This is a genomic window from Streptomyces sp. R41 (genome assembly GCF_041053055.1).
In the GTDB taxonomy this organism is placed as follows: domain Bacteria; phylum Actinomycetota; class Actinomycetes; order Streptomycetales; family Streptomycetaceae; genus Streptomyces.
On sequence record NZ_CP163443.1, the window covers coordinates 2006280 to 2030304 of the forward strand.

The window sequence follows — 24025 nt, forward strand, 5'->3', positions numbered from 1 at the left end:
GGATCAGGGGCCCGCGGGGTCGTCGGCCGACCGTACGGCGGCGGCCATGTGGCGGCCGACGCGGCGGACGAGCAACGCCATCTCGTGGGCGAGCTGTCCCACGTCCGTCTGCACCTCGCTCAGGACGGCCAGCCGACTGCCGTCGCCCGCCGGGGTGATGAAGAGGTAGGCGTCATCGAGCATCACCATGGTCTGGCGCACCTCCCCCGCGGCGAAGCGCTCGCCGGCCGACCGGGCGAGGCTGTGAAAGCCGGAGCAGACCGCGGCGAGGTGCTCGATGTCCCCTCTTCGCATGCCGTCGGAGCAGCTCAGCGGAAGGCCGTCGGCGGTGAGGAGCACGGCCTGGCGGACGTGATCGGTTCGGGCCACGAGGTCGTCGAGCAGCCAGCCGACGTCCGTGCCGGGCCGGTCGGGGGTGGTGCCGGGCGCTTCGGGGGTGCTGCCCGGGAACTCGGAGAGCCGGGCGGGATGCTCAGGCGTCTGGTCAGGGCGCATTGTCGGCGTCCGTCCCTTCCTCGGTGTCGGTTCGCTGCGCGGGGCCGGGTTCCGTGGGCAGACCCTTGCGGCCGCGGTCGAGCCCGCGCTGGAAGGCGCCGAAGACCGCGCGCATCTCCTCGGGCGTGACCTCGCGCTCCGGCGTCCCGTCGGCTTCCAGAACCTCGGTGCGCAGCTCGGGGGCGAGGGAGGTCTGGCGGACGCGGGTGGGCAGGGCGGGCGAACCCGACGCCGGACCGCTCCCCGGCGCACGGCCCAGGCCCAGGCCCAGCTCCGGCTCCCGTTCCTGCTCCTGCTCCTGCTCCTGCTCCTGCTCCTGCTCAAGCTCAAGCTCCCGCCCCTGCTGCACCTCGCGCTGCTTCTCGAGGACCGCGGTCCCCCTCCGGGAGGGCAGCGCCCGCCGCTCCGCGTCCGCCACCACCTCCGGCCGCTCGGGTTCGACCGGCGCGAGGACCGCCTGCGGCAGCAGCACCACCGCCGTCGTACCGCCGTACGGCGACCGGCACAGCGTGACCTCGATGCCGTGCCGTGCGGCGAGCCGCCCCACCACGTACAGCCCGAGCCGGTCGTGCCGGGTCGGGTCGAAGTCGTCCGGTGTGGTGAGGGTGCGGTGGGCTTCCTCGATCTGCTCGGGCCCGAGACCGAGGCCCCGGTCGTCGATCTCCAGGACGAAACCGCCCCCCGCCCGACCGGTGCGCAGGGTGACCTGGGTGTGGGGCGGCGAGAACACGGTGGCGTTCTCGACGAGTTCGGCGATCAGATGGGCGACGTCGGCGACGGCGTCCGCCGCGACACCCACCTCCGGCATCGGCGGGATCACGACGCGCGCGTACTCCTCGATCTCGCTCACGGCGGAGGACACCACGTGGGCGATGGGCACGGGCCGCCGCCATCTGCGGCCCGGCGCCGCGCCGGAGAGGATGATCAGGCTCTCCGCGTGGCGCCGCATGCGGGTGGTGAGGTGGTCGATCCGGAACAGGTCGTCCAGGACGTCCGGGTCGTTGGTGCGCCGCTCCAGCGTGTCGACGAGTTTGAGCTGGCGGTGGACGAGCGCCTGATTGCGGCGGGCGATGTTGAGGAGCACCGCGAACAGCCCGCGGCGCAGGGTGGCCTGCTTGACGGCGGCCTCGACGGCCGCGAGGCGGGCGGTGTTGAAGGACCGGCCGACCTGGCCGATCTCGTCGGCCCCCGCCTCCCCGTCGGCCAGGGGCGGTGCCTCGGTGGCGGCGTCCACGTCCTCGCCCGCGCTCAACCGGCGCATCACGTCCGGTAGTTGGCGGGAGCTCAGGAGGTCGGCGGCGTCCCGCAGCGTTTCCAGGCGGCGCGAGATACGACGGGCGCCGCGCACGGCGAACCACAGGGACAGTGCCACGGCGGCGAGTCCGAGCACTCCGACGATCGCGGCCTTGGCCAGCTCCCGGTAGGCGAACTCCCGCCCGCGCTCGGCGGAGTTGACGGCCGACCGCGTGCACAGCTGCATGTAGCGCTTGACGGCCCGGTCGGTGGTGGTGCGCCAGGAGGCGGCCGCGACGGCCTCGCCCGCACGCTGCGCGCCCGCACGCAGCAGGGCGTCCTCACTTCGGGTCAACTGCTGGTGCAGGTCCCCGCGTTGGAACTCCTCGAAGAGGGTGCGCGAGTCGGCGGGGAGGTCGGGCACATAGGTCCGCTCGAAGATCCGGCGGTCCTCGATCGTCGCGGTGAGCGTGTCGTACTGGCGGTCGGTGAGCGATCCGGCGGCCCGCGCCCCGGCGACGAGGGCGTCCTCGCGCGACACGAACTCCCGCACCCGCACCAGCTCGATGACGACCTGGGCCTCGCGCGCGAGCTGTCCGGCCTGGAGCGCGGTGAGCGCGGACTGCACGTCGAAGCCCGGTTCCACGAGGGCGCTGTACTCGCTGACGGCCCGGTCCCAGGAGATGTCGCGGGACAGTACGCGCTCCCGCAGCCCCTCCAGCCCGTCGACGGAGTCGAGCATGGCGTCGAGCACCTGCCGCTGCCGGTCGGAGAGCCGTCCGCGGTCCCCGTCCCGGATCGCGTCCCGCATGGCGGTCACGGCGCGGTCGGTGCGGCGCTGTTGCTCCATCAGGTCGAGGGCCGCCGCCGTACGGTGACCCGCGCCCAAGTACGCGGCCGAGAGCCGCCGTTCGATCTGGATCTGGCCGACCGCCGTGTCGACCGGTGTGCCGAAGGCGTCGTACACGCCCTGGACCCGGACGAGCGCGCGCAGTTCGCCGGTGACGGACACCATGGCGAAGCTCCACAGCGCCATGAGGGCGATCACCGGGGCGAGTGCGAGCGCCACGATGCGCGTACGGACCGTGGTGGGACGGCCGAAGGGCCAGCGCATGGGTCTCCCCAGAACGGCAGGACGGTCGGGTGGCCGGGTGACGTGTGGTTACCCATCGGTGTTACCCGCTGGTAGCGAGCGCGGATCAACCTACGGGATGGCGCACCCGGACCGCAATGGCTTCCTGGACACTGACTCCCGGTTCAATACGCCCGGCGTGCTCGGTCGGTTCAACGCGCGGTGCGTGCCCGGTCAGTCGGCGCCGGGCACGGTGAAGGTGGTGACGACCGCGGCGTGGTCCGACGGCCATTCGTTGCCGGCGACGTCGGGCCAGGGGCGTGGTGTGCCGCTGACGAACGTGCGCGAGTCGAGCACGTGCAGGCCGCGATGCAGGACGAAGTCGATCCGGTCCTGGGGCTCGGGCCGCCCACTGCCGTCCTCGTGCTCCACGTGGATCGGCGACCAGGTGTGCCCCGGATCCCGTACGGGGTCGGGGTGGGCCTCGCGGTAGGAGTCGCGCAGGCCCGCCTCCTCGGCGGCCTTGGTCACGGGCCACTCGACGTCCGGCCGGTCCAGGTGCGAGGGAGCGTTGAAGTCACCGACCAGCACGACGGGGGTGGCGTCGGTGGCGGACTCGGCGATCCGCCGGAGGATCTCCCTCATCTGCTCCAGCCGTACGGCTTCGTGGGCGATGAGCTCGTCCGCCGGGAGCCGGTCGAAGGCGGCCTCGTACGGCCCGTACGGCGTGTAGTCGAGGTGAGCGCTCCAGACGTCCACCTCCTGCCCGCCGTCCAGCCGGATCCGGACGCCGGTCCCCCCGTAGAAACCGACGTCCGGGTCGCCCAGGCGGGCGGTGATCGGGTAGCGGCTGATGACGCCGAGGTTCTCGCCCGCCCGGTGGTGGTGCCAGCCGAGAGCCTCGGCGAGTTCCTGGGCCGAGTTCCCGTAGGTCTCCTGGAGGCCGACCACGTCCGCGCCCGTCTCCGCGATGGTCTTGAGCTGCTTCTCGCGGTGGTCCTCGACCTTGGTGCCGCCGTACCAGAGGTTCCAGCTCATCACCCGCAGCTCGCGGGGCGCGACCATGGCGCGCAGCCGTGCCGGGGTAACCTCCTCCAGGCTGGCGAGGACGGTGCGCCCGGCCGCGGGGGCGATCGGCGCGAGGGAGGGCACCGCGAGTACGGCGCAGCCCGCCGCCTCGGCGGAGGCGACGCCCGTCTGGGTGTCCTCGACGGCGACGCACGCGGCGGGCTCGACCCCCAGGGCGTGACAGGCGGCGAGGTAGGGGTCCGGGGCCGGCTTGGTGCGCTCGGTGTCGTCGGCGGTGACGGATACGGCGAAGTGTCCCGCACCGAGGGCCTCCAGGACGGTGTCGGCGACCGCGCGCGGTGATGCGGTGACGAGGGCGGTGGGGACGCCCTCGCGCACCAGTTCCTGCAGGAGTCGCAGCGCCCCCGGCCTGGGCACGATGCCGGTGCGGACGCGGTCCGCGAACTCCCGGTGCAGCTCGGCGGCGATCTCCTCGGACGGGGCGTCCGTGATCCCGCCCAGCCAGGCCGCGGTGTATTCGACGGGCCGCCCGAGCACCTCCGCCTGGTCGGCGCCCGTCAGCGGACGCCCGAGCCGGTCGGCCACCTGCTCCACCGCCTCCCACCACAGTCGCTCGGTGTCCACGAGCGTGCCGTCCATGTCGAACAGAACGGCCTGGAGGGTGAGTTGGGGGGTGGTGCGGTGGGTCACGGCGCTCTCTTTCGTCGGTGGGGGGGTCTCGGTGGCCGGGCTTCGGCGTGCCGAACCCGGCTCTTCTTCAGTGCGTACGCTCGGCGACCAGCACCGCCCGCTCCGGCAGGCTCACCGTCACGGCGGCACCCGAAGCGAGCGCCGCGGCCTCGTGGGTGGGCAGGTCGGCCTTGACCTCGGTGCCGTCGGTGAGCCGCACGGTGACCCGGGTGGCCGCCCCGAGGAACGCGGTGGCCACGACGCGCGCGTCACCGGCCTTGTCCGGGCGCACCCGCACCGCCTCTGGCCGTACGAGCACATCCACCTCCCGTACGGCGGGGGCGTCCCCGTCCACCGGCAGCCGCTGACCGAGTACCTCGACCGTCTCGCCGTCCAGATGTCCGGGAATCCGGCTCATCGTGCCCACGAACTCGGCGACGAAGGCGGTGGCGGGACGCCCGTACAACTCGGCCGGCGCGGCGCACTGTTCGAGCCGACCGGCCCGCATGACCGCGACCCGGTCCGCCATGGACAACGCCTCTTCCTGATCGTGCGTCACGAACAGGGTGGTGATGCCGAGCTCCTGCTGGAGCCGGCGGATCTCCTCGCGGAGCGTGAGCCGCACCTTGGCGTCGAGCGCGGAGAGCGGTTCGTCGAGCAACAGCACGCGCGGCCGCAGGGCGAGCGCGCGGGCCAGCGCGATGCGCTGCTGCTGGCCGCCGGAGAGCTGGTGCGGGAACCGCTCGCCCTTGTCGGCCAGACCCACGAGGTCGAGCAACTCGGCGGCGCGGCCGCGCCGTTCGGCCGTGCGCACCTTGCGCATGCGCAGCCCGAAGGCCACGTTGTCGAGGGCGCTCAGATGCGGGAAGAGGCTGTAGGACTGGAAGACCATCCCGGCGTCGCGGCGGTGCGCCGGGACGCGCGTGACGTCCTGGCCGTCCACCAACACCTCACCGGAGTCGGGGTGTTCGAACCCGGCGAGCATGCGCAGCGCGGTGGTCTTGCCGCAGCCGGACGGGCCGAGCAGGGCGAGGAGTTCGCCGGGCTGAACGGTCAGGTCCAGCCCGTCGAGGGCTACGGTCGGGCCGAACTCCCGGCGCAGTCCCCGGAATTCGACGGTGGCGGCCTTGGGGTCGGCGGCCTTCTCAAGCGTGGTGACGGTCATGGTTCATCCCCGGGAAGCGGTACGGGAGCGCCCACCGAGCCCGGCGAGCGAGAGGAGCAGGGCCCAGGTGACCAGCAGACTGAGCACGGAGACGGCGACGGACAGCTGGGCCTGCGAGCCGCCGACGCTGTAGATCCACACGGCGAACGGCTGGAAGCCGAGCAGCTGGGCGACCGTGAACTCGCCGAGGACCAGCGCCAGCGTGAGGAAGGAGGCGTTGAGCAGCGCCCCGCGCAGATTGGGCAGCACGACCCGGACCAGCGCCTGCGGCCAGCCCGCGCCGCAACTCCGCGCGGCCTCCACCAGCGTGCGTACGTCGATGGCGCGCAGCCCGGCGTCCAGCGCCCGGTACACGAACGGCAGCGCCATCACGACGTACGCGAGGACGAGCACGAACGGGAAGTCGGGGTTCTGGATCGCCACGAACGTCTGGAACAGCGGCGTACGCGAGAGGTGCTCGGGCCCCCACTTCAGTACGGTGGCGATCCCGGCGACGAAGGCGATCGGCGGAACGACCAGCGGCAGTGAGCACACCACCTCGACGACCGGCCGCAGCCGGGGCGCCCCGAGCCGCAGCGCGACCATCGCGGGCACCATCAGGAACAGCACCACGGCGATGGTGGCGGCGGCCAGTTCCAGGGAGAGCAGCAGGCTGGAGACGAAGCCGTCGGTGGAGACGATCTGGCTGTACGCGTCGAAGGTGACGCCCTGGCCCGGCACGTCGACCGTGAAGATCACCGAGGCGGCCAGCGGGACCAGGAAGTACAGCGCGGCGCAGCCGAGGACGACCCAGCGCCACAGATTCAGGCGAGCCATCGCGCACTCCGTCGTTGCAGGGGCAGGTACACGGCCATGACGAGGCCCGCGATGAGGACCATGTCGAGGCTGAGGGCGAGCGCCACGTTCTCCTGGCCGACCAGCACGTTGCCGGAGATGGCGTCGGCGATCTGCAGGGTGACCAGCGGAACCGCGCTGCCCACCATCGCCGCCGCGGTGGCGTACGCGGCGAAGGCGCTGCCGAAGAGCAGCACCAGCCCGCCGAGCAGCGAGGGCGCGAGAACGGGCAGCGCCACGTGCCGCCAGTACTGGACGGAGGTGGCGCCGTTGTTCTGCGCGGCCTCGCGCCACTGGGAACGCAGACCCTCAAGGGCGGGCGTGATGGTGAGGACCATCAGCGGGATCAGGAAGTACAGGTAGACGATGACCAGACCCCAGAAGCTGTAGAGGTTCCAGCCCTTGTCGGTCAGGCCCAAGTGCCGCGTCAGCACACCGGAGTTGCCGAGGGTGGCGACGAACGCGAAGGCCAGCGGCACGCCGCCGAAGTTGGCGAGGACGCCGGACGCGGTCAGCACGGCCTCGCGCAGCGCGCGGAAGCGGGAGGTCACCACGGCCTGGGCGAGCGGCAGTCCGAGGACGGTCGCGATGCCCGCGGAGACGGCGGACAGTTTGACGCTGCCGATCAGGGCGGTGAGGTACGCGCCCTTCAGCGAGCCGGTCAGATTGGCCGTGGTGTACGACGTGGCGCCGGTGGCCTGGTCCTTGACCGTGAAGGCGCCGTTCAGCATGGCCAGCGCGGGGATCCCGAAGGCGATGGCCACGACGACGAGCAGCGGGACGACGGCGAGCCAGCCTGGGGCGCGGCGCCGCCGCTGCTTGTCAGCAGCGGCGGGCACCACGTCGGCCGGGACCTCGGTGAGGACGGTGGTCATCCGGAGACGGCCTTGCCCCAGCCCTGGGCGAGGACGCCCTTGGCCTTGCTCTGCTGGGCCTCGGTCGGGAAGCTCGGCGTGCCCGAGACCTCGGGGAGCTTGGCGGCGGCGGTCTTGTCGAGCGTGCCGGCCTTCTCCATCGCGGTCATCAGGGCCGGGCGGGCGTAGCCCTTGAGCCAGAGGTTCTGGCCCTCGGCGCTGTAGAGGTACTCCTGCCACAGGCGGGCGGCCGCCGGGTGCGGGGCGTCCTTGTTGATGGCCTGCGAGTAGTACTGGGAGAACTGGCCGTCGGTCGGGACGGTGACCTTCCAGTCGACGCCCTTGGACTTGAACTCGTCGGCGTAACCGGCGTTCAGGTAGTCCCAGTCGATGCTGATCGGCGTCTCGCCCTTCTCGACCGTGGCCGGCGTCGACTCGACCGGCGTGTAGTTGCCGTTCTTCTTCAGCTTGGCGAAGAAGTCGAGGCCGGGCTGGATGTCGTCGAAGGAGCCGCCGTTGGCGAGCGAGGCCGCGTACACGCCACCGAAGGCCGAACCGGACTTGGTGGGGTTGCCGTTGAGCGCGACCTGGCCCTTGTACTCCGGCTTGAGCAGGTCCTTGAAGGTCGTCGGGCACTCCTTGACCTTCTTGGCGTCGCAGCCGATGGAGATGTAGCCGCCGTAGTCGTTGTACCACTGCCCCTTCGGGTCCTTCTGGCCCTCGGGGATGTCACCGAAGGAGGCGACCTCGTAGGGCGCGAGCAGCCCCTGCTGGGCGGCGCTCAGAGCGAAGGAGCTGCCGAGGTCGAGGACGTCGGGTGTCCGGTCCTGGCCCTTGCGCGACGTGACGGCGTTGATCTCGTCCTGGCTGGAGCCGTCCGGGTTCTCGACCTCGATCTTGATGCCGTACTTCTTCTTGAAGCCGTCGATCAGGGCGCCGTAGTTGGCCCAGTCGCGGGGCAGCGCGATCGCGTGCAGCGTGCCCTCCTTCTTGGCGGCCTTGACCAGGGCGTCGAGGCCGCCGAAGTCCGCGGCCGAGGTCGCGGTGGCCGCGCTCTTGCCGTTGGCGGTGGTCGCCTTGTCGTCGGGAGCGGCGCCACAGGCGCTCAGGGCGAGTGCGGCGGCGACGGCGAGGCCGCCGGTGAGGACGGCGGTCCTCGGCAGGAACACGGTCACGGTCTCTCCAGGAGTACGCACGAGGGTGTGGTGGGACGGAGAACTTGTCTGAACAAGTTGGCCCCAGTAGGCCCGGCAATGGTGTCCTGTTCGTAAACTTTGGCGAAACCGTGACCCTTGATTCCCTGCACAATCCCGGCCCGCGCCGATCACCGTCGTATCTCGATTAGGCTGGTCACGCTGTGCACAACAGCCGAATCAGAGGGGAAGCATGGCGGCGCGACACGAGGAGATCGCCGACGAGCTGCGGCGGGCGATCGACCGCGAGGAGTACACGGTGGGCAGCCTGCTGCCCGCGGAGACGGACCTCGCGGCCCACTACGGCGTCTCGCGCGGCACGGTCCGCCAGGCCGTCGCGGCGCTGACCGCCGAGGGACTCATCGGCTCCCGCCAGGGCGCCCGCCGCGTGGTCCTGGCCAGCCGCCGCAGCCAGAGCTTCGCCGAACTGCGCAGCTTCGCCCAGTGGGCGCGCGCGATGGGGCGGGAGGCGACGGGCCATGTGGTGTCGCAGGAATACCAGCCGGCGACCTCGGAGGACGCCGTACGTCTCCAACTCCCCGAGATGACACCCGTGTTGCACGTCCTGCGCGTCCGCGGCCTGGACGGCGAACCGGTCCTGCTGGAGCGGACCGTGTACGCGGACTGGATCTCCCCCGCAGTCGAGGCCATCGAACCGGAGTGCCCCTCGGTCACCCAGCGGCTCTTCGAGGACACCGGTCTGGTCTTCGCCTACGGCGAGCACGTCATCGACGCGGTCGCGGCCGGCGCCCAGGACGCCGACCTGCTCGGCGTCCGCCGCACCAGCCCGCTCCTCCGCGTCCGCCGCGTCACCACCACACGCGAAGGGCGCCCGGTGGAATGGTCCGACGACCGCTACCGCTCGGACGCCGTGAGCTTCAGCGTGCACAACTCGATCGGGAACAACGCGCTGGCCCGCAAGACAGCGGAGTGAGTGGCAGCGCCCCGTCAGGGGCGCGGGGCCGTGACATATGCGGCTCCGCCGCGTGGGCGCGACCAGCCACGTACAGGCCGCAGCCGCGAACAAGCCCCAGAGGCACCTACGTAGGCGACCCAGAAGAAAACCGTCGCAGCAACGGCGAAAGCACCAGCACGGACTTCGTCCGTTCCACGAACGGCTCCCCGGCAATCCGCTCCAGCACCCGCTCGAAGTGCCGCATGTCGGAGGCGAAGACCTGCACGACCGCGTCCGCCTCCCCGGTGACGGTGGAGGCGGCCACCACCTCCTGGTACCGCTCAAGACCGCGCTGAATCGTCTCCGGCGAGGTGTTACGGCGGCAGTAGATCTCGACGAACCCCTCGGTCTCCCACCCGAGCGCCGCCGGGTCCACCCGCACGGTGAACCCGGTGATGGCCCCGGTGGCCCGCAACCGGTCCACCCGTCGCTTCACGGCGGGCGCGGACAGACCGACCAGTTGCCCAATGTCGGCGTAGGAGCGACGCGCATCCTCGGCGAGGGCGTGCACGATGCGTTCGTCGAGATCGTTCAGCACTGCGGGTGGATCACTTTTCTGACGTTGCGATACGGGACCGGCGATAGCCGTAACTGAAGTAGAACACGAGCCCGACGGCCATCCAGACCCCGAAGACCACCCAGGTGACGGTCGACAGGCTGCCCATCATCCACACACAGAGGACGAAGCCGATCGCGGGCAGCAGGGGCGAGAGCGGAACCCGGAAAGTACGCCGCATGTCCGGGCGTGTCCGGCGCAGTACCACCACGGCGATGTTGACCAGCGCGAAGGCGAAGAGCGTACCGATGCTGGTGGCGTCGGCGAGCTGGCCGAGCGGAATCGCGGCGGCGAGGACACCGCAGAACAGCGAGACGATCACGGTGTTGGCACGGGGCGTACCCGTCTTCGGGTCGACCCGTGCGAAGACCTTGGGCACGAGCCCGTCGCGGGACATCGCGAAGAGGATGCGGGTCTGGCCGTACAGCACGGTCAGGACGACGCTCGCGATGGCGATGACGGCGCAGGCGGCCAGCAGCGTGCCCCAGAAGGTCTGCCCGGTGACGTCCTTCATGATCTCGGCGAGCGCGGCCTCCGAGTCGTTGAAGCGCTGCCAGGGCTTCGCGCCGACGGCGACGGCCGCGACGACGACGTACAGCGCCGTCACGATGACCAGCGAGAGCATGATCGCGCGCGGCAGGTCGCGCTGGGCGTTCTTCGCCTCCTCACCGGCCGTGGAGGCAGCGTCGAAGCCGATGTACGAGAAGAAGAGCGTCGCACCCGCGGCGCTGACGCCGGTCATGCCGAGCGGCATGAAGTGCTCGTAGTTGCCGGACCGGAAGCCCTGAATGCCGATCGCGCAGAAGAGCACCAGCGCGGCGATCTTCACGCACACCATGATCGTGTTGGCGCGCGCCGACTCCTTCGCCCCGCCGAGCAGGAACGCCATCGCGAGCAGCACGACGATCAGCGCGGGCAGGTTGAAGATGCCGCCGTCGCCGGGCGGCGCGGACAGGGCGTCCGGGATGGTGACGCCGATCGTGCCGTCGAGCAGCTCGTTCAGGTACTCGCCCCAGCCGACCGCGACCGCGGCCACCGAGACGCCGTACTCGAGGACCAGACACCAGCCGCAGATCCAGGCGATCAGCTCGCCCATCGTTGCGTACGCATACGAGTACGAGGACCCCGAGACCGGGATGGTGCCCGCCAGCTCGGCGTACGAGAGGGCGGAGAAGAGCGCCGTGAGACCGGCGATCACGAAGGACAGGGTGACCGCGGGGCCGGCCTTGGGGACGGCTTCGCCGAGGACGACGAAGATGCCGGTGCCGAGCGTGGCACCGATGCTGATCATGGTTAGCTGCCACAGCCCGAGGGAGCGCCGGAGTGAGCCTCCCTCACCCTGGCCACCCTCGGCGACCAGGGCTTCTACGGGCTTGCGGCGCATGAGGCGCGCGCCTGTCCCCGGGGACGGTGGGGCGGATGTGGTGCGGGACTGCGGGGGTGCGCCTTGGTCGAGCACGCGCTGGCTCCTTCATCGCTGCCGGTCGGGACGGCGGGGACCGGCGGCACCCCTGCGAGCAGGAACCCACCGAGCGGGGTCCCCGCCACGCCTATGTACAGCGCTTGACCCTATGAGTCCGGCCTTCACGGGCGTAATGCAGCAACCTTGCGCATCTCCGCAAGATCGTTGCGTTCATCGCATCCCGGCGCATGTTCGTTGCGCGGGGCCTTTCGATGGTTGCGCAAGGCGCCTTTCATCGCCTTGACGAGGTTCCGGAAGCCCTATGGATTGACACCTCGTCAGGTCTGCTTCATGGTGCTCGCCACTCGATACGGGAGGCACGGCATGGACCTGGATGTCCTGTACGAGATCGACGTACCGAAGCCCTGGAAGGGACCGCACCCCTACGGTCAACGCGCGGCCGAGCAGCGGGCGTACCGCGAGGCCGTGGAGCAGATCCGGCTCGCCGACCGGATGGGGTTCCGCACGGTGTGGGCGGTGGAGCACCACTTCCGCGAGGGCCGCTCGCACTGCCCCGCCCCGGAGGTGCTGCTGGGCCATCTCGCGGCGCTGACCGAGCGCATCCGGCTGGGCTTCGGCGTGACCCTCACGCCGTTCGGCTTCACTGCCCCGCAGCGGATCGCGGAGAAGGTCGCCGCCGTCGACGTACTGTCCGACGGGCGCGTGGAGTGGGGCACGGGCCGCTCGACGCCCATGGAGCAGACGGCGTTCGGCGTGGACCGCGCCAACTCCCGCGAGGACTGGCGTGAGGCGATCGAGATCGTCACCGGGATGTGGCGCGAGGAGTACTTCGCCTACGAGTCGCCGCGCTTCTCCTTCCCCCGCCGCATGGTCACCCCGAAACCGGTCCAGGACCCGCACCCGCCCTGCTGGATGGCGGCGACCTCGCCCGGTTCGGCGGAGGTCGCGGGCGCGAGCGGCCTCGGTCTGCTCTCGTTCTCGATCATGCAGCCGCTGGAGGCGATGGCCCGCCAGGTCGCCGCGTACCGCGAGGCGGCCCGCGCACCGCGCCCGATCACCGACGTCACCACGGACCGCGTCGCCGCGTACACCCTTGTCCACGCCACGGACCGCCCGGGCAAGCGCGTCTGGGACTCGGTCGCCTGGTGGTACGAGAACCTGGCGCGCTTCACCCTGGACTGGGAGCTCCCCCACCTCTCCCCCGACGAGCGCGACCGCGCCTTCCCGCTCCTCGATCCGATCATCCAAGGAGCCGTCCCGGTCAGGGAGTTCAACGACGGCGACATGATCCTCATCGGCGACGCGGAGACCATCGTCCGCAAGGCGAAGCACTACGCGGACCTCGGGATCGACCAGCTCATCTGCTACGTCCAGTGGGGCTATCTGGAACACCGGGAGATCCTGCGCACGATCGAGATCCTGGGGAAGGAAGTCATCCCGGAGCTGGCGGGGTACCGGCCGAAGGCGGTGCCATGACCCCAGGCCCCACAACTCCTGACCCCACACCCCCTTCGGACACGTCCCCGGTGCCCGACTACGCCTCCCTCCACCGCCTCGAGGGCCGGTCGTTCGTCCTGCTGGGCGCCGGCAACGGCATCGGCCGCCAGACCGCGCACGCGCTCACCGCACTGGGCGCCCGGGTGCTCTGCGTCGACGTGGACAAGGAACGCGCGGAGGCCGTCGCCGCCGAGACCGGCGGGGTGCCGTACGTCGCCGACGTGACGCGACGGGAGGCGGTACGGGATCTCTTCACCTACGCCATAGGGGAGTTGGGCCCGGTCGGCGGAGTCGTCGACATCGTCGGCATGGCCCAGTACGGCCCCCTGGACGCGATGGACGACCAGACCTGGGACTGGCACTTCGACATGGTGCTGCGGCACGCGTGGCTCGCGGTCCAGTACGGCGGCCCGGCGGTCGCCGAATCCGGCGGCGGCCCCCTCGTGTTCGTCGCCTCCGTCTCCGGCCTGACCTCCGCGCCGCTGCACGCCGCGTACGGCGCGGCGAAGGCCGGCCTCGTGTCGCTGGTCCGCTCGGCCGCGGTGGAGTTCGGGCCGCGCGGCGTGCGGGTCAACGCCGTTGCGCCCGGGGCGGTTTGGACGCCGCGGGTCGCCGGCCTGCTCGGTGCGGAGGGCCGTCGCCGAAACGCCGAGAACGCCCCGCTCGGACGCATGGCCGAACCCGCCGACATCGCCTCGGCCCTGCTCTTCCTGGCATCCCCGCTCTCCTCGTACGTCACCGGCCAGACCCTCGTCGTGGACGGCGGCGTCACGGTCAAGTTCCCGTACCCGACGATCGGCGGCCCACGATGAAGAACCTCCTGCGCGGCCTCGCGTGGTGGTCGGACGACGGCCGTCCGCTGCGCGCCGACCCTGCCGACCGGGACCGGCTGCCCGCCGACACCTGGTCGCGGGCTCTCGTACCGGCGGGCGTACGCCTGGAGTTGAGGTGTCACGGGGTGTCCGCGCTGCGGATCCGGTACGCGGCGACGGAGCCGTCCCTCGCGGACACGTACCGCGACTCCGCCCCCGTCTTCACGCTGCTGTCGGGCGACGAGGTGGCGGACGAGGTCCCGGCGCGGCCGACGGACGACGGCACGGCGGTTTTCGAACTCCCCTGTCCCGACGGCGAGTTCACCGTCCACCTGCCGGAAGCCCTGAGCCCGGTGATCCGCGCGGTCGGCACGGACGCGGGCACGGTCGAGGCCGCTCCCGCACGCCCCCGCTGGGTCGTCTACGGCGACTCGATCGTCGAGGGCTGGTCGGCCTCACGCCCGCATCTCGCCTGGCCCGCGATCGCCGGACGGGCACTGGGCGTCGACACGGTGAATCTCGGCTACGCGGGCGCGGCACGCGGCGAACTCGCCTCGGCCGAGCAACTGGCCTCGCTCGACGCCGACTTGGTCACCATCGCCTTCGGCACCAACTGCTGGGCGCGGCCACCGCATTCGGCCGCGCTGCTGTACGAGGTGGTGCGAGCGTTCCTGACGGTGGTCCGCCAAAGCCACCCGCACGTCCCCCTGCTGGTCGTCTCCCCCGTCGTACGCCCCGACGCGGACACCACGGCGAACCGCCTCGGCGCCACGCTGGCGGATCTTCGGGATGCGGTGGAGCGGGCAGCACACGACGTACCGCTGCTGCCTGGAGGCCGACTCCTGGACCCGGCTCACCTGGCGGACGGGGTACATCCGGGCGACGCAGGGCACGCCCTGCTGGCGGAGGCGGTGGTGGAGGCGCTACGGAAGACGAGCTGAGGCCCCGTCCATGGGGCCCCGCCAGGCGGTTTAGCCCGTCCGGCGTTTGAGGACGAGGCCTTTCAGGCCGAAGCGGGGGTCTGGGGGTGGCAGCCCCCCAGGTACGGAACGGGCAGGGGCGGAGGGGGCGAAAATCCCGAGTGCGCAACGGCACGTCAGCCGTCGCGCTCGGCTCCGGCCCCGGCCCGGCCTCAGCCCGCGTCCGGCCCCCCGGCGATCCCCCGCGCCCGCGCCACGTCCTCCTCGTCGAACCCCATCTGCCCGGGCCGCCCGTAGGCCGCCGCCTGCGCGTCGATCCAGCGCGTGTGGGCCTCCCAGGCCGCCTGCTTGCTGGTGCCGAGGGCCGCGCCGATCTGGGACCAGGAAGCACCGGACTCGCGGGCGGCGCGGACGGTGAGCTGACGGCCGTACGCCGCCTTGCGGGCGACCACCTCGCTCAGCGCGAGGAGCTCGAGCAGCTCGGCCCGGTCGAGCGCCTCGGCGTCGCTCCCGGCCCCGGCGAGCGACTCCCGCACGCGCAGCTCGTCGAGGCGAGCCACAGCGGTCAGCAGGGTGTACTGCGGCTCGATGCTCTGCGGTGTCGTCATGACCTCAGCCTTGCGTCAAGCAAGCTTGACGTCAAGAGGGCCTGACGCTCTGCTCGACGACGGACAGCTCCTTGACCAGGAACACACAGGGGTCGGCGCACTCGTGCCGCTCACCGCTGGAGCCCAGGTGCGCATAGCGGTCGACGTACGCCACGGTGGGCCGGTAGCCGAGCCGCGCGTACAGCGCGGCGGCACGCGGGTTGTCGTCGCCGACACCGAGCCCCATGAGCCCGATTCCGCGCGCGATCGCCCTCTCCTCTGCGGCGCGCACGAGAGCACTGCCGATGCCCCGGGAGCGCAGCGACCCTGGCCACACGAACAGCCCGTTGAGCTCGGGACAGCCCGGCCGCGCCGCCCGCACCTCGGGAGCCGCGTACCCGGTCCAGCGGATCTCCGCGTGCCCGACGGGCCGATCGTCGAGCCAGGGGATCAGACAGGTGCTGCCACCGGCCTCCTGGCGCGCGAAACGCGCCCGGTGATTTCCGTCGACGCTGTACGACGGCATGAAGCGGTCAAGGAGCGCGAGGTCCTCGACCGAGCAGTCCGCGATTCTCATCCGGCCGAGCGTAGCGAGCGCCGAACACACGTACGGCCCCTTTTCCCGAGAGGCGGGAACAGGGGCCGTGCGTGAAGGAGAGCGCGTCAGCTCCAGCTGGCGTGCAGCGGCTTGCCCTCGGCGTAGCCGGCCGCGCTCTGGATGCCGACGATGGCCTTCTCGGCGAACTCCTCCAGAGAGTTGGCGCCCGCGTAGGTGCAGGAGGAACGGACGCCCGCGATGATCGAGTCGATCAGGTCCTCGACGCCCGGGCGGGACGGGTCGAGGAACATGCGCGAGGTGGAGATGCCCTCCTCGAACAGCGCCTTGCGAGCCCGGTCGTACGCCGACTCCTCGCTGGTGCGGTTGCGCACCGCGCGCGCGGAGGCCATGCCGAACGACTCCTTGTACAGGCGCCCGTTGGCGTCCTGCTGGAGGTCGCCCGGGGACTCGTACGTACCGGAGAACCAGGAACCGATCATGACGTTGGACGCGCCCGCGGCCAGCGCCATGGCGACGTCACGCGGGTGCCGGACACCGCCGTCGGCCCACACGTGCTTGCCGTACTTCTTCGCCTCGGCGGCGCATTCCATGACGGCGGAGAACTGCGGCCGGCCGACGCCGGTCATCATGCGGGTGGTGCACATGGCGCCGGGGCCGACACCGACCTTGATGATGTCCGCTCCCGCGTCGACGAGGTCCTTGACGCCCTCGGCGGCGACGATGTTGCCCGCGACGATCGGGACCTGCGGGTCGAGCGCCCGCACCGTCCTGATCGCGCTGATCATCGACTCCTGGTGGCCGTGCGCCGTGTCGATGACGAGCGTGTCGACGCCCGCGTCGAGGAGCTGCTTGGCCTTGCCCGCGACATCGCCGTTGATGCCGACGGCGGCGGCGATGCGCAGCTTGCCGTCCGCGTCGGTGGCCGGGGTGTAGAGCGTGGCGCGCAGGGCGCCCTTGCGGGTCAGGATGCCGGCGAGCTTGCCGTCCGCGTCCACGGCGGGGGCGTAGCGGCGGTTGGCGTGGTCGAGCGTGTGGAAGGCCTCGCGCGGGTCGATGTCGGCGTCGAGGAGCAGCAGGTCCCTGGACATGACCTCGGTCAGCTGCGTGAAGCGGTCCACGCCGGTGAGGTCGGCGTCGGTGACCACACCGACCGGGCGGCCGTCCTCGTCCACGACGACGCCCGCGTTGTGCGCGCGCTTGTTCAGCAGCGCCAGCGCGTCGGCGACGGTCTGGTGGGGGGCCAGGACGATCGGGGTGTCGAGCACCAGGTGGCGTCCCTTGACCCAGGAGATGACCTCGGTGACGACCTCGATCGGGATGTCCTGCGGGATGACGACGAGCCCACCGCGGCGGGCGACGGTCTCGGCCATCCGGCGGCCCGCGATGGCGGTCATGTTGGCGACGACGAGCGGGATGGTGGTGCCCGTGCCGTCCGGGGAAGCGAGGTCCACGCCCTGACGCGAGCCGACCGAGGAGCGGCTGGGCACCATGAAGACGTCGTCGTACGTCAGGTCGTACGGGGGCTGGATGTCATTGAGGAAACGCACGTGCTGCACATCCCAGTCGATCAGAGGTGGCCCCCGGACAGGTCAGCCAGGGGGAAGAGCACGTACTTCATTGTCCCATGTCGGCCGGTATGCGGTGCCCGCACAGATCATCCAGGCTGGTCGGTGGGCAGTTGGTCGGATCCTCCAAGGGAGAGGACGACGGACAGCGTCGCGTTGTGCTCCTGGTAGTGCCCCGCGGCCGCCGCCAGGATCTCCTGGACGATTTCCCACTCGTCGGGGTGCCCGACCGCGTAGGGCCGCCAGCCGGTCACCACGAGCAGTCGGCCCGGGGTCGCGGGCCCCCAGTCGGGGTCGCCCAGGACATCAGCGAGCGCGTCCCAGTTCCGGCCGAACCACTCCGGCAGGTCGAGGGCGCGTGCGCAGCGCTCCATGAAGGCGCCCTTGTCCCTGACGCCGGCGAGGTCGAGTTCGGTGACCTGCCACCCCGCCGCGCGGCACACGTCCGCGAAGGGCCCGTGAGTCATCTCAGCACCGCCCTGAACGACTTGTAGTGATCATCGGTGTAGTAGATCTCACCGCCCTGCCCGGTGACAATGCGCCGGGCTCCGCGGTCTCGCTCGCCGGGGGTTTTGACCGTGTACTCGTGGTAATAGCCGCGCGGGTGTTTCGGCAGCAGCCGCTCGAAGTTGCCGAAGACGACGCCGTCCCTGGCGTACGGGAAGGGGCCGCCCTCGTCGATGAGGGCGAGGGTCCGACGGGCCTCGGCGGGCAGCTGGGCCTCGGGGACGGTACGCATGTCGCCGACCCAGGACGGGGCTGCCGTCGGGGCACGTGTGTCGGAGGCGGTCGTGTTCGTCGAGGAGCAGCCCGTCAGCAGCACTCCGAGGCACAGGAACAGGCCCGCGAACACGCGGGGGACGGACCGCAGCAGCATGACGTCGATGCTGCCACGGCCGCCCCCGAGCGGCGCGGCGATGGGCCCCGAGGGGCCCTGAAGGGTCACGGCCCGTCCGGGTCCGCCCGGTTCAGAGCCGGTCGCGGCGTCGGCCCCGCCGTCATCAGATAGTCCGCGGCCGACGTGTCCGTCACCAGGCTGGTGACGAGCCCGGAGCGCAGCACCGCGTCGATGGCGGCCGCCTTCCGCTGCCCGCCCGCGATGGCGACGACCTCCGGTATGCGCCGCAGCCGGTCGGCCTCGACCGTGATGCAGCGCTCGCCCAGGTCACGGCCGACCCGTCGGCCCTCGGCGTCGAAGAGGTGCGCGGACATCTCGGCGGCGACGCCGAGCGACGCGTAGTGCGCGCGCTCCTCGTCGCTGAGCATGTCGTGCACCGTGGAGATGCCCGGCTCCCAGGAACCGATGGACACGCACGCGACCGTGACCTTGTCGAAGTACTCGAAGGCGCGGGCGATCCCGGTCTGGTTGCGCAGCGCGGCCGCGGTGGCCGCGTCGGGCAGCAGCATCGGCGCGTAGATGGGGTGGGCGTCCCCGCCCGACACCTGCGCGGCGCGCCGTACCGCCTCGACCGAGCCGCGCTCGGCGGTCCCGGCGTCGTACACACCCGTCAACTGGACCACCGTGCAGGGCGGCAGCCGGTCGAGGGCGGCCGCCATGTGGATGGTGGACCGGCCCCAGGCCAGGCCGAGCACATCGCCCTCGTTGACCAGCTCGCCGAGCAGGTCCGCGGCGACCTCGCCGAGGTTCTCGGGGTCGGGCGACTCGTCGGCGACCTCGGCCGGCGACTCGACCACGACGGCGTGCCTGAGGCCGTAGCGGGCGCGCAGCGCGTCGGAGCGCTCCGCGTCCAGTTCGGCCGGCACGCGGATCTCGATGCGCACGAGATCACGTTCGAGAGCGGTCTCCAGGACCCGGGCCACCTTGAAGCGGCTGACGCCGAACTCCTCCGCGATCTGGATCTTGGACTTGCCCTCGAGGTAGAAGCGGCGGGCCATGGCCGCCGCCTGCACCAGCTCAGCGGGTCCCATCCGCATGGCTGACCGGCCCGCCGACATACCCGACACGGCGATCTCCTCACTGCTGTTCACACTCTGGATTCGCCGTTCATCCTTGCAGATCCGGCGTACTTGATCAGCCCTGATGGGCGCCGTTCACGTTCCCTTGGCTCAGTGGTCGCACGCCCACGCCGCATGGGCGATCGCCTCCTGTGCCTGGGTGCGCAATGCACGTACCGCCTGGGCCGGGTCAGATGCCCCGTAGACCGCCGAACCGGCGACGAAGACGTCGGCTCCCGCCTCCGCGCACCGCTCGATGGTGGACGCCGACACGCCGCCGTCGACCTGGAGCCACAGTTCGAGGCCGTGCTTGCTGATCAGCTCACGGGTGCGGCGGATCTTCGGGAGCATGATGTCGAGGAACGCCTGGCCGCCGAAGCCGGGCTCGACCGTCATGATCAGCAGCATGTCGAGTTCGGGGAGCAGGTCCTCGTACGGCTCGATGGGGGTCGCGGGCTTGAGCGCCATGGAGGCGCGGGCGCCCTTGGCCCGGATCTCGCGGGCGAGTCGCACCGGCGCGGCGGCCGCCTCGGCGTGGAAGGTGACGGAACCGGCACCCGCTTCCACGTACTGGGGGGCCCACCGATCGGCGTCCTCGATCATCAGATGGCAGTCCAGCGGCGTGTCCGTCGCACGGGCCAGAGACTCTACGACCGGCACACCGAGCGTGAGGTTCGGTACGAAATGGTTGTCCATGACGTCGACGTGGAGCCAGTCGGCCCCTTCCACCGCCTTTGCCTCCTCGGCAAGGCGGGCGAAGTCGGCGGACAGGATGCTGGGGTTGATCTGCACGGCCATGCCCCAAGACTGCCATGCCCGGCACCGGTTGCTCTCCTCGGTCCAGACCTAGGCCGTTCTGCGGATGTTGTACAGCGGCCCGACATGCCATGCTGGGCCGCCGACCGGCTCCAGATACGGCTACGGGGGTGGCCATGACGGACGGGAAAGAGCGCCATGTGCGCCAGGGACTCATCGGATTCGTGTGCGGGCGGCGCAGCAAGTGGCTGATCGTCGGGCTGTGGCTGGTGGCGCTCGTGGTGGCGGCACCGCTCGCCTCCAAGCTCACCGACGCCCAGGACAACGACGCGGCCTCCTGGCTGCCCGGTTCCGCCGAGTCCACCCAAGTCCTCGACACGTCCAACAAGTTCAGGCCTGAGCAGATCCCGGCGGTCGTCGTGTACGCCCGCGAGGGCGGCCTGACCGCCCAGGACAAACAGGCGATCGCCCAGGACGCACAGCGGATCAAGGGGCTCACGGCACACGGCGTACGCGGCGCCGAGACGCGCGGCCCCGTCTACAACAACCCCACCGCCCCCGAAGCCGCCCAGATCTATGTGCCGATCACGATGGACAAGAAGGGCTGGGAGGAGATCGCGCCCGCGGTCGACTCCATCCGTGACCAGGTCGGCAAGGGCGGCGGCGGGCCGGCGGTCCACATCACGGGCCCGGGCGGCACCTCCGCCGACTTCTCCAAGGCCTTCGAGGGCATCGACTCGACGCTGCTGTTCTCCGCGATGGGCGTCGTGATCGTGATGCTGCTGCTCACCTACCGCAGCCTCACCCTGATCTTCGTCCCGCTGATCGGCGTGGTCGCCGCGCTCTTCACGTCCCAGGCGCTGATCTATCTCCTCGCGAAACACGCGGGCCTGACCGTCAACGGGCAGAGCGCGGGCATCCTCACGGTCCTCGTGTTCGGGGCGGGCACCGACTACGCGCTCCTCCTGGTCGCCCGCTACCGCGAGGAGCTGCGCCGCCATGAAGACCGCCACGAGGCGATGGCCCTCGCCCTGAACCGCGCGGGCCCGGCGGTGCTCGCGTCCGGCGCGACGGTCGTCCTGAGCATGCTGGTGCTGCTCGCCGCGGAGATGAACTCGACGCGGGGCCTCGGCCCGGTGGCCGCGATCGGCGTGGCCGTCGCCCTCCTCGCCATGGTCACGCTCTTCCCGGCCCTGCTGCTGGTCTTCGGCCGCTGGATCTTCTGGCCGGCGATCCCGCACTTCGGCTCGTCCGATCCGACCGCGAGCGGCGTCTGGGCCCGCATGGGCCGCCGTATCGCCCGCCGCCCGCGCCTCGTCTGGGGCGCCACCGCCCTCGCCCTGGCGGCCCTCTCCTTCGGCCTGCTGCAGATCCGCGCCGAGGGGATCAGCAACGCGGACGCGTTCACCGGCAAGCCGGACTCGATCACCGGGCAGGAGATCTCCGAGCGGTACTTCCCGGCCGGCAGCGGTGATCCGCTGGTCATCGTCTCCGACCAGGCCCAGGCCGACCAGGTCCGCAGCGCGGTGGCCGGTACGAAGGGTGTGGCGCCGAACAGCATCACCGTGCCCGCGGGCACGAAATCCTCGTACGACGGCAAGGTGCTGTTCGAGGCGACGATGACCGATCCCGCCGACAGCGAGGCCGCGAAACGGACGGTCGAGCGCGTACGGGACGCCGCGCACGCCGTGCCTGACGCGAACGCGCGGGTGGGCGGCGGGACCGCGGCCCTGCTCGACATGGACGCGGCGACCACCCACGACAACATCGTGATCATCCCGGCGGTCCTGCTGGTCGTCCTGCTGATCCTGGGTGTGCTGCTGCGCGCCCTGGTGGCTCCGCTGCTGCTGATCGGGACGGTCGTGCTGTCCTTCGCGGCGGCACTCGGCGCCAGCGCGCTCGCCTTCCGGCACCTCTTCGACTACGCGGGCGAACAGACGGACTTCCCGCTGTTCGTCTTCGTGTTCCTGGTCGCCCTCGGCATCGACTACAACATCTTCCTGACCACCCGGATCCGCGAGGAGGCCGGTCACCAGGGCACCCGTGCGGGCGTGGTGACGGGCCTGGCGGCGACGGGCGCGGTCATCACGTCCGCGGGCCTGGTGCTGGCCGGCACCTTCGCCGCGCTCGGCACCCTCCCGATGGTCGCCTTCGCCGAGATCGGCTTCGCGGTGGCTCTGGGCGTCCTGCTGGACACCTTCATCGTGCGGTCGATCCTGGTGACGTCGCTGTTCCTGGATGTGGGACCGAAGGTGTGGTGGCCGCACCGACTGGCCCAGGAGGGTGGGTCGGAGCGGCCGACGGCGAAGCTGTCGGAGGCTCCGGAACCGGCGTCGCAGCCGGACTAGGACGGGCCTGGGACCGGCCTGGGGACTCCTCAGCCGGTCCTGCGGATCCCCGGGGACCAGATCAGCCGGTCCTGCGGATCAGCGCCAGGTACATCGCGTCCGTCCCGTGCAGATGCGGCCACAGCTGTACGTCGGGGCCGTCGCCCAGGGCCGGTACGCCCGGCAGCAGCGGGCGGGCGTCGAGCAGCTCGGCGGAGCCGCCCTCGTAGTGCTTGAGGACGTCGTCGACGACCGCGCGGGTCTCGGCGAGGTGCGGCGAGCAGGTGGCGTACCCGACCACACCACCGACCCGCACCGAGTCGAGCGCCGTGCGCAGCAGCCCTCGCTGGAGCGGCGCGAAGCCGTCCAGGTCCTCGGGGCGGCGCCGCCAGCGGGCCTCCGGACGGCGGCGCAGCGCGCCCAGACCCGTGCAGGGCACGTCCATGAGCACCCGGTCGAAGGTGCCGGGCCGCCACGGCGGACGGGTGCCGTCGGCGGCGATGACCTGATAGGGCCCGGGATTGCCGGCGAGCGCCTTCGCCACCAGGCCCGCCCGGTGCGGCTGCTTCTCCGAGGCGAGCAGGACGGCATCGCGTTCGGCGGCGAGCCCGGCCAGCATGGCGGCCTTGCCGCCGGGTCCGGCGCAGCCGTCCAGCCAGGCCTTGTCGGGCCCGTCGAGCGGCGCGTTCGCCAGAGCGAGCGCGACCAGCTGGCTGCCCTCGTCCTGGACGCCCGCACGGCCCTCCCGTACGGCGTCGATGGCGCCCGGTTCGCCGCCCTCGGTGAGCCGCACGGCATACGGCGACCAACGGCCGGGCAGCGCGGACTCGTCCCCGAGTACGTCGAGGAGCTCGTCGGCGGTGGAACGCCCGGGCCGGGCGACGAGGGTCACCTCGGGCCGCTCGTTGTCGGCTTCGAGGAGGTCCTCGATCCCCGCGCGGCCACCGCCCAGCGAGTCCCACAGCGCCGAGACGACCCAGCGCGGGTGCGAGTGCACGACGGCGAGATGGTTCTCGGGGTCCTCGTCGTAGGGCGGCGCGACCTGCTCCAGCCAGCCGTCGAGATCCTGCTGCGCGACCTTGCGCAGTACGGCGTTGACGAACTTGGCCCGCCCGTCGCCGAGCACGACACGGGCGAGCTCGACGGTGGCGGAGACGGCGGCGTGCGTCGGAATCCGCGTCCCGAGCAGCTGATGCACACCGAGGCTGAGCACATCGAGCACCGGCGGATCGACTTCCCTGAGCGGCCGGTCGACACAGGCCGCGATGACGGCGTCGTACGTCCCCTGCCGGCGCAGCGTCCCGTAGACCAGCTCGGTCGCCAGCGCCGCGTCCCGCCCGTCGAAGTCGCCCTTCTCGCGCGCCTTCCGCAGCAGCGGCGGCAGAACGAGGTTCGCGTACGCGTCCCGCTCGTCCACGGCCCGCAGCGCCTCGAAGGCGAGCATGCGGACCGGGTCCTTCTGCGGACGGCGGTAGGGCTTGCCGGGCTTGCGCGGCCGGCGGGACTGCTCACTCACGAAAAAGGTTCTCCGGATTCTGGATGGTTCGGCCTGTCCACCCTACGTCCGG

22 protein-coding genes are annotated in these 24025 nt (G+C 71.4%); 5 read left to right on the top strand and 17 right to left on the bottom strand.

The features are described from left to right. Nucleotides 1-3 precede the first annotated feature (3 nt). The 7 genes from AB5J53_RS09510 to AB5J53_RS09540 form a co-directional block, all read right to left on the bottom strand. Entirely contained in the window at nt 4-495 is a 492-nt protein-coding gene (locus AB5J53_RS09510) for a roadblock/LC7 domain-containing protein (RefSeq protein WP_369245184.1), read from the bottom strand. Further along, on the bottom strand, nt 485-2842 hold the full coding sequence (locus AB5J53_RS09515) for a nitrate- and nitrite sensing domain-containing protein (protein ID WP_369245185.1): 2358 nt from the start codon (nt 2840-2842) through the stop codon (nt 485-487). Before AB5J53_RS09515 ends, AB5J53_RS09510 begins: the two co-directional genes overlap by 11 nt. 192 nt (nt 2843-3034) lie before the next feature. Then, nucleotides 3035-4519 carry an HAD-IA family hydrolase gene (locus AB5J53_RS09520; RefSeq protein WP_369245186.1) on the bottom strand — a complete coding sequence of 495 codons (1485 nt, stop codon included), beginning with the start codon at nt 4517-4519 and terminating at the stop codon, nt 3035-3037. Nucleotides 4520-4586: 67 nt separating this feature from the next. Continuing rightward, nucleotides 4587-5663 carry an ABC transporter ATP-binding protein gene (locus tag AB5J53_RS09525; protein WP_369245187.1) on the bottom strand — a complete coding sequence of 359 codons (1077 nt, stop codon included), beginning with the start codon at nt 5661-5663 and terminating at the stop codon, nt 4587-4589. 3 nt (nt 5664-5666) lie between these two features. Then, the gene (locus AB5J53_RS09530) at nt 5667-6479 is read right to left on the bottom strand and encodes an ABC transporter permease (protein ID WP_369245188.1); all 813 of its coding nucleotides are present in this window, start codon (nt 6477-6479) and stop codon (nt 5667-5669) included. Beyond that, nucleotides 6467-7372: an ABC transporter permease gene (locus AB5J53_RS09535; RefSeq protein ID WP_369245189.1), complete on the bottom strand. Its 906-nt coding sequence runs from the start codon at nt 7370-7372 to the stop codon at nt 6467-6469. The genes AB5J53_RS09530 and AB5J53_RS09535 overlap by 13 nt, the downstream gene beginning before the upstream one ends. Then, nucleotides 7369-8526 (bottom strand): ABC transporter substrate-binding protein, encoded by a 1158-nt coding sequence (locus tag AB5J53_RS09540; RefSeq protein ID WP_369245190.1) that lies wholly within the window; start codon nt 8524-8526, stop codon nt 7369-7371. The genes AB5J53_RS09535 and AB5J53_RS09540 overlap by 4 nt, the downstream gene beginning before the upstream one ends. A 211-nt stretch (nt 8527-8737) precedes the next feature. Here AB5J53_RS09540 and AB5J53_RS09545 point away from each other — a divergent pair, with 211 nt between their 5' ends. Next, a complete protein-coding gene (locus AB5J53_RS09545) occupies nt 8738-9478 on the top strand; it encodes a GntR family transcriptional regulator (RefSeq protein ID WP_369245191.1) in 741 nt (246 codons plus the stop codon). Between the two features lie 106 nt (nt 9479-9584). Here the strand turns inward: AB5J53_RS09545 and AB5J53_RS09550 are convergent, their stop codons facing one another. Both AB5J53_RS09550 and AB5J53_RS09555 read right to left on the bottom strand, forming a co-directional pair. Further along, nucleotides 9585-10037, bottom strand: coding sequence for an Lrp/AsnC family transcriptional regulator (locus tag AB5J53_RS09550; RefSeq protein WP_015661832.1), 453 nt, complete (start codon nt 10035-10037; stop codon nt 9585-9587). A 10-nt stretch (nt 10038-10047) separates the two neighbouring features. Then, entirely contained in the window at nt 10048-11514 is a 1467-nt protein-coding gene (locus AB5J53_RS09555) for an amino acid permease (RefSeq protein WP_369245192.1), read from the bottom strand. A gap of 327 nt (nt 11515-11841) precedes the next feature. Between AB5J53_RS09555 and AB5J53_RS09560 the strand changes: the two genes are divergently transcribed. The 3 genes from AB5J53_RS09560 to AB5J53_RS09570 are packed head-to-tail and all read left to right on the top strand — an operon-like array spanning nt 11842 to nt 14728. After that, entirely contained in the window at nt 11842-12954 is a 1113-nt protein-coding gene (locus AB5J53_RS09560) for an LLM class flavin-dependent oxidoreductase (protein WP_369245193.1), read from the top strand. Further along, entirely contained in the window at nt 12951-13787 is an 837-nt protein-coding gene (locus AB5J53_RS09565; RefSeq protein WP_369245194.1) for an SDR family NAD(P)-dependent oxidoreductase, read from the top strand. The genes AB5J53_RS09560 and AB5J53_RS09565 overlap by 4 nt, the downstream gene beginning before the upstream one ends. Then, on the top strand, nt 13784-14728 hold the full coding sequence (locus AB5J53_RS09570) for a GDSL-type esterase/lipase family protein (protein WP_369245195.1): 945 nt from the start codon (nt 13784-13786) through the stop codon (nt 14726-14728). The genes AB5J53_RS09565 and AB5J53_RS09570 overlap by 4 nt, the downstream gene beginning before the upstream one ends. A 191-nt stretch (nt 14729-14919) precedes the next feature. Here the strand turns inward: AB5J53_RS09570 and AB5J53_RS09575 are convergent, their stop codons facing one another. The 7 genes from AB5J53_RS09575 to rpe form a co-directional block, all read right to left on the bottom strand. Then, the gene (locus AB5J53_RS09575) at nt 14920-15315 is read right to left on the bottom strand and encodes a hypothetical protein (RefSeq protein ID WP_369245196.1); all 396 of its coding nucleotides are present in this window, start codon (nt 15313-15315) and stop codon (nt 14920-14922) included. A gap of 31 nt (nt 15316-15346) precedes the next feature. Continuing rightward, nucleotides 15347-15871, bottom strand: a complete 525-nt coding sequence (locus AB5J53_RS09580) for a GNAT family N-acetyltransferase (RefSeq protein WP_369245197.1) — start codon at nt 15869-15871, stop codon at nt 15347-15349. Between the two features lie 86 nt (nt 15872-15957). Further along, complete coding sequence (locus tag AB5J53_RS09585) at nt 15958-17400, bottom strand: GuaB1 family IMP dehydrogenase-related protein (RefSeq protein WP_369245199.1); 1443 nt, start codon at nt 17398-17400, stop codon at nt 15958-15960. 107 nt (nt 17401-17507) lie between these two features. Next, nucleotides 17508-17885 carry a barstar family protein gene (locus AB5J53_RS09590; protein WP_369245201.1) on the bottom strand — a complete coding sequence of 126 codons (378 nt, stop codon included), beginning with the start codon at nt 17883-17885 and terminating at the stop codon, nt 17508-17510. Further along, nucleotides 17882-18295, bottom strand: a complete 414-nt coding sequence (locus AB5J53_RS09595) for a ribonuclease domain-containing protein (protein WP_369252130.1) — start codon at nt 18293-18295, stop codon at nt 17882-17884. Before AB5J53_RS09595 ends, AB5J53_RS09590 begins: the two co-directional genes overlap by 4 nt. A 65-nt stretch (nt 18296-18360) precedes the next feature. Then, nucleotides 18361-19407, bottom strand: coding sequence for a sugar-binding transcriptional regulator (locus AB5J53_RS09600; protein WP_369245202.1), 1047 nt, complete (start codon nt 19405-19407; stop codon nt 18361-18363). Between the two features lie 78 nt (nt 19408-19485). After that, nucleotides 19486-20172, bottom strand: a complete 687-nt coding sequence (gene rpe / locus AB5J53_RS09605) for a ribulose-phosphate 3-epimerase (protein ID WP_369245203.1) — start codon at nt 20170-20172, stop codon at nt 19486-19488. A gap of 134 nt (nt 20173-20306) precedes the next feature. On the opposite strand from rpe, the gene AB5J53_RS09610 reads away from it, so the two are divergent. After that, on the top strand, nt 20307-22478 hold the full coding sequence (locus tag AB5J53_RS09610) for an MMPL family transporter (RefSeq protein ID WP_369245204.1): 2172 nt from the start codon (nt 20307-20309) through the stop codon (nt 22476-22478). 61 nt (nt 22479-22539) lie between these two features. On the opposite strand, the gene AB5J53_RS09615 is transcribed toward AB5J53_RS09610, so the two are convergent. Continuing rightward, on the bottom strand, nt 22540-23973 hold the full coding sequence (locus AB5J53_RS09615; RefSeq protein ID WP_369245205.1) for an RsmB/NOP family class I SAM-dependent RNA methyltransferase: 1434 nt from the start codon (nt 23971-23973) through the stop codon (nt 22540-22542). Nucleotides 23974-24025: the final 52 nt, after the last annotated feature.

Coding starts and splice junctions, on each gene's coding strand:
- AB5J53_RS09510 (WP_369245184.1), bottom strand. CDS start 495: ATGCGCCCTGACCAGACGCCTGAGCATCCCGCCCGGCTCTCCGAGTTC.
- AB5J53_RS09515 (WP_369245185.1), bottom strand. CDS start 2,842: ATGCGCTGGCCCTTCGGCCGTCCCACCACGGTCCGTACGCGCATCGTG.
- AB5J53_RS09525 (WP_369245187.1), bottom strand. CDS start 5,663: ATGACCGTCACCACGCTTGAGAAGGCCGCCGACCCCAAGGCCGCCACC.
- AB5J53_RS09530 (WP_369245188.1), bottom strand. CDS start 6,479: ATGGCTCGCCTGAATCTGTGGCGCTGGGTCGTCCTCGGCTGCGCCGCG.
- AB5J53_RS09535 (WP_369245189.1), bottom strand. CDS start 7,372: ATGACCACCGTCCTCACCGAGGTCCCGGCCGACGTGGTGCCCGCCGCT.
- AB5J53_RS09545 (WP_369245191.1), top strand. CDS start 8,738: ATGGCGGCGCGACACGAGGAGATCGCCGACGAGCTGCGGCGGGCGATC.
- AB5J53_RS09560 (WP_369245193.1), top strand. CDS start 11,842: ATGGACCTGGATGTCCTGTACGAGATCGACGTACCGAAGCCCTGGAAG.
- AB5J53_RS09565 (WP_369245194.1), top strand. CDS start 12,951: ATGACCCCAGGCCCCACAACTCCTGACCCCACACCCCCTTCGGACACG.
- AB5J53_RS09570 (WP_369245195.1), top strand. CDS start 13,784: ATGAAGAACCTCCTGCGCGGCCTCGCGTGGTGGTCGGACGACGGCCGT.
- AB5J53_RS09575 (WP_369245196.1), bottom strand. CDS start 15,315: ATGACGACACCGCAGAGCATCGAGCCGCAGTACACCCTGCTGACCGCT.
- AB5J53_RS09580 (WP_369245197.1), bottom strand. CDS start 15,871: ATGAGAATCGCGGACTGCTCGGTCGAGGACCTCGCGCTCCTTGACCGC.
- AB5J53_RS09590 (WP_369245201.1), bottom strand. CDS start 17,885: ATGACTCACGGGCCCTTCGCGGACGTGTGCCGCGCGGCGGGGTGGCAG.
- AB5J53_RS09595 (WP_369252130.1), bottom strand. CDS start 18,295: ATGCTGCTGCGGTCCGTCCCCCGCGTGTTCGCGGGCCTGTTCCTGTGC.
- rpe (WP_369245203.1), bottom strand. CDS start 20,172: ATGGCCGTGCAGATCAACCCCAGCATCCTGTCCGCCGACTTCGCCCGC.
- AB5J53_RS09610 (WP_369245204.1), top strand. CDS start 20,307: ATGACGGACGGGAAAGAGCGCCATGTGCGCCAGGGACTCATCGGATTC.